Below are 3,562 nucleotides of genomic sequence, written 5' to 3' on the forward strand. Positions count from 1 at the left end.
GCCAAACCGACAAACCGACAACAAAACCCTACATCAATACACCAAAACCCTACTTCACATACAAAATACAACCGGACAAAATACAACCGTGCCGTCTGAAAAAGTTTCTTTCAGACGGCACGGTTGAAAACGCTTTTGTTTTATTTGACGGGAGCTTGTGCTTGTTTCAATGCTGCTACTCTTTCGCGTGCGCCGGGGTGTGAATCATAAAAACGTGAATACCATTTATCGGACACTAAGCTGGCTGCATTGCTGCGGTAGAGTTTGGTTAAAGCGGCAATTAAGCTTTGAGCCGACGATGTGGCTGCTGCGTAGCGGTCGGCTTCAAATTCATTGCGTCTGGAGACCAAACTGGCCAACGGTGAAAAAGGGAAAGTGAATACTGGCAATACTAGAAGAAACAGTAGTAAAGCCATGGCATGGCTAGGGTAATGTACACCTAAACTTTGATAAAAGGCGGCTTGCGGCATTAGTTGCCCCAACATATACAACACGGCCAATGCCAATACAAAGGTAATCAGCATCTGTTTGATAATGTGTCTGTGTTTGAAATGTCCCAACTCGTGTGCCAGCACGGCTTCTACTTCATCGGGCTGCATATCTTCCAGCAGGGTATCGTAAAAGACGATGCGTTTGTTTGCGCCCAAGCCGGTAAAGTAGGCATTGCCGTGTCCGGAGCGTTTGCTGCCGTCCATTACAAAAATGCCTTTGCTTTTGAAGCCTGTACGCCCGAGCAGGTTTTCTATTTGTTCTTTCAGACGGCCTTCTGGCAAGGGATCGAATTTATTGAACAGCGGTGCAATCCATTTGGGAAACGCCCACAGCATCAACATTGAAAAACCCAACCACAACAACCATACCCACAACCACCAAAAGCTGCCTGTAATGCCCATCAGATAAATCACGGCATACAGTAACGGCACGCCGATAACTGCTCCTACCAGCAAACCTTTGATACGGTCCCCGATAAATGTAGCCACTGTGCTGCGGTTAAAACCGAAGCGTGCTTCGAGTTTGAAAGTGGCATAGGCATCTAAAGGTAGGGAAATGAGGGTGCTGACTACTGTGAAAAGTGCTATCAGCAATACACCTTGTGTGATCGGGTTTTCAGAAAACTTCATGCTTAAAGCAGCCAATAGGTTTAAGCCGCCGCCCAATGTAAATACCAGTAGCAGTAAAGCTTCATACATAATGCGGTAACGTGCGAAACGCTGTTTGGCTAACGTGTAATCGGCTGCTTTTTGATGCTCTTCAAGTGAAACGGTATCGGCAAAATCGGCAGGCACATGACTGCGGTGTTTGAGTACGGCACGGCTTTGACGGATGGATAAATAAAACTGCAAAAATGTGCTGAATATGAAAAAAACTAGAAACGAAATATATAGTGTATGCGTATTCATTTTAAATATAAATATAATAAAAACAATAATGTAGCGTAAAATATACACCTTGTTTCGGTGGAACGGGTTTTAACTGGTGTTTTATAAACGGTGTAAGTATAATAGCTGACAGCAACTTTTCATAACTGTTTATCCTTTCGGAAAAACATGATATTCCGCCCTTGTTTTCAAGGGCTTTTTTTTTGTCTGTGCTTTTTGTTCGATCCAAACGGTTATCCTAGAGTCAATCCACTTATTTTTACTACCGCGTTGCTGCGCCTTAACTCAAAAACAATCATTGTGTAAGCCGTTGAATAGACAACAGAATCGTTTCCGTACACCTGCACTTTCTATTAAAAATAAGCGGATTAACTATATTTCTCATCTTCTGTTTTTACATTTCTGTTTTTTACGTTTTCGGCGGCAGCTGTCTGTTTACACCCGTCTGTTAATCTGTCAGGCTAGCGCATTTGCCAACTTAAGTCTGAAAGCCGTATCGATGCTTGAACAATCCAACAAATTTTATTCGCTCTTTTTCTCGGTATTTTTTCTGTTTGCGGGATTCGGCCTGTTTTTGAACTCGGCAGGTGTGGAGCTTTCGCAGATGGGGGTAAAAAACTTTGCCATCGGGGTGCTTAATGCGGCATTTTTCGTGGGGGCTGCTTTAAGTGCGATGGCGGCGCACCGCGTGGTATCGGGTGTGGGGCATATCCGTGGCTTCAGCGTGTTCGGGGCGGTGTTCGCGATTGCCGCGCTCAGCCATATGATGACGGATAATCTCTGGGTATGGGGTGCGTTGCGGGTGTTGCTCGGCTTTTGCTATTACAGCCTGTTGATGATTGTGGAAAGCTGGCTGGCCGAACGCAGCACCTCTGCCGGCCGTGCCAAAGTGTTGGCCTTTTATAATGTGGTGTACTACATTTCGTTTACCGTGGGTATCGGCCTATTAAGTTTCAAACTTTCCAGCCAAGATATTTTTCTTCTCTCGGCGATTATGGTGATGGCGGCGATGCTGCCGGTGGCACTGACCCGATTGAAAGCACCGGAACTGCCTCCGCACCAACGCATCAGCCTGCCGCGTTTGTTTGCCATTGCTCCCTTGGCAATTGTGGGCAGCTTTACTGCCGGTTTGTTAATGAACGGTTTTTTTACTATGGCTTCGGTATTTCTGCTCAAACAGGGTTTTGACGTGCGGCAGATTTCGTTTTATCTGATGATTGCCATGGGCACGGGCTTTGCCGTGCAGTTGCCGATTGCGCGCCTTTCCGACCGCTACGGCCGCCGCACCGCTATTTTTACTTGTTCAACGGTTTCAGCCTTGGGCGCAGCGGCCGGTATTTTGCTGATGGTAGCAGGCATAGATGCTATTTGGGTTCAATATATTGTGGCGGTATTTTTCGGCATCGGGCTGTTTACTCTTTATGCTTTGAGCGTAGCCCGTGCCAACGACCAGTTGCCTAATGAAATGAATACTGTGGAAGTGAGTCGCAGTCTGCTCTTCAGCTACGGCATGGGTTCGCTCTTTGCCCCAATCATTTTGGGAGTGGTGATGGATCAGGCCGAACGCTACGGTTTTTATGGTTATTTCATTGTTTTTGCTACGTTGCTGGCCGTATTCGCCTCGCGACAAGCTGTGGTACCGGAAGACAAACGCAGTATGCACGTTAACATGCCTGCTTCGGCCGGCCCGGTGATGGCGGAACTCGACCCGCGTAACGACAGCGGCGTACTCAAACCGTTTAACGAGGAAGAAGCGCAGGCGTATGCGCACGAGCTTGAACGTGAAGCGCAGATGGATAAGCAGTCTGCACCCTAAGTACAGTCAATCAACTTAATTTAAATAACGCTTCTAAATATCTCATCGACGGACATTATTAATTACGTGCTTTCTCCGGTACCTCTTTATCCAAGCCCACTTCTTCTTTATCCAAGCCCACTTCTTCTCTATCGGATTCAAGTCAGGGCTGTAAGGCGGCAAGCCACCTGAAGGCGATGTATGTGAACCTGTTGAAGGCGGCCAACAGGATAGGTGTGCCTGTTGCTGCCTGAACAGGCAGAGACCTTTGCAAAACCCCACGCCAACAAACAGCCGGAACATGCTTCATCATGTTCCGGCTGTTTTTGCGTAAAAAGTAGACAAGCTACCCCTAAAGTCCCCTTAAAGTGCCTCATTATGAGGCACT

The 3,562-nt window shown here is 47.0% G+C and carries 3 protein-coding genes; 1 reads left to right on the forward strand and 2 read right to left on the reverse strand.

Going from position 1 to position 3,562, the window contains the following annotated elements; all coding sequences use genetic code 11:
- Positions 1-140 precede the first annotated feature (140 nt).
- Positions 141-1,400, reverse strand: a complete 1,260-nt coding sequence (locus AKG43_RS11745) for a M48 family metallopeptidase (protein WP_054617460.1) — start codon at positions 1,398-1,400, stop codon at positions 141-143.
- Positions 1,401-1,878: 478 nt separating this feature from the next.
- On the opposite strand from AKG43_RS11745, the gene AKG43_RS11750 reads away from it, so the two are divergent.
- Positions 1,879-3,195 carry an MFS transporter gene (locus AKG43_RS11750; RefSeq protein WP_054617459.1) on the forward strand — a complete coding sequence of 439 codons (1,317 nt, stop codon included), beginning with the start codon at positions 1,879-1,881 and terminating at the stop codon, positions 3,193-3,195.
- Positions 3,196-3,237: 42 nt separating this feature from the next.
- On the opposite strand, the gene AKG43_RS13695 is transcribed toward AKG43_RS11750, so the two are convergent.
- Positions 3,238-3,477: a transposase gene (locus AKG43_RS13695; RefSeq protein WP_156300679.1), complete on the reverse strand. Its 240-nt coding sequence runs from the start codon at positions 3,475-3,477 to the stop codon at positions 3,238-3,240.
- Positions 3,478-3,562 lie beyond the last annotated feature (85 nt).

The organism is Neisseria sp. 74A18 (assembly GCF_001308005.1).
GTDB classification, from domain to species: Bacteria; Pseudomonadota; Gammaproteobacteria; order Burkholderiales; family Neisseriaceae; genus Neisseria; species Neisseria dumasiana.

Bases quoted from the DNA above. Each gene is read 5' to 3' on its own strand.
- AKG43_RS11745 (WP_054617460.1), bottom strand. From the start codon at position 1,400: ATGAATACGCATACACTATATATTTCGTTTCTAGTTTTTTTCATATTC.
- AKG43_RS11750 (WP_054617459.1), top strand. From the start codon at position 1,879: ATGCTTGAACAATCCAACAAATTTTATTCGCTCTTTTTCTCGGTATTT.
- AKG43_RS13695 (WP_156300679.1), bottom strand. From the start codon at position 3,477: ATGTTCCGGCTGTTTGTTGGCGTGGGGTTTTGCAAAGGTCTCTGCCTG.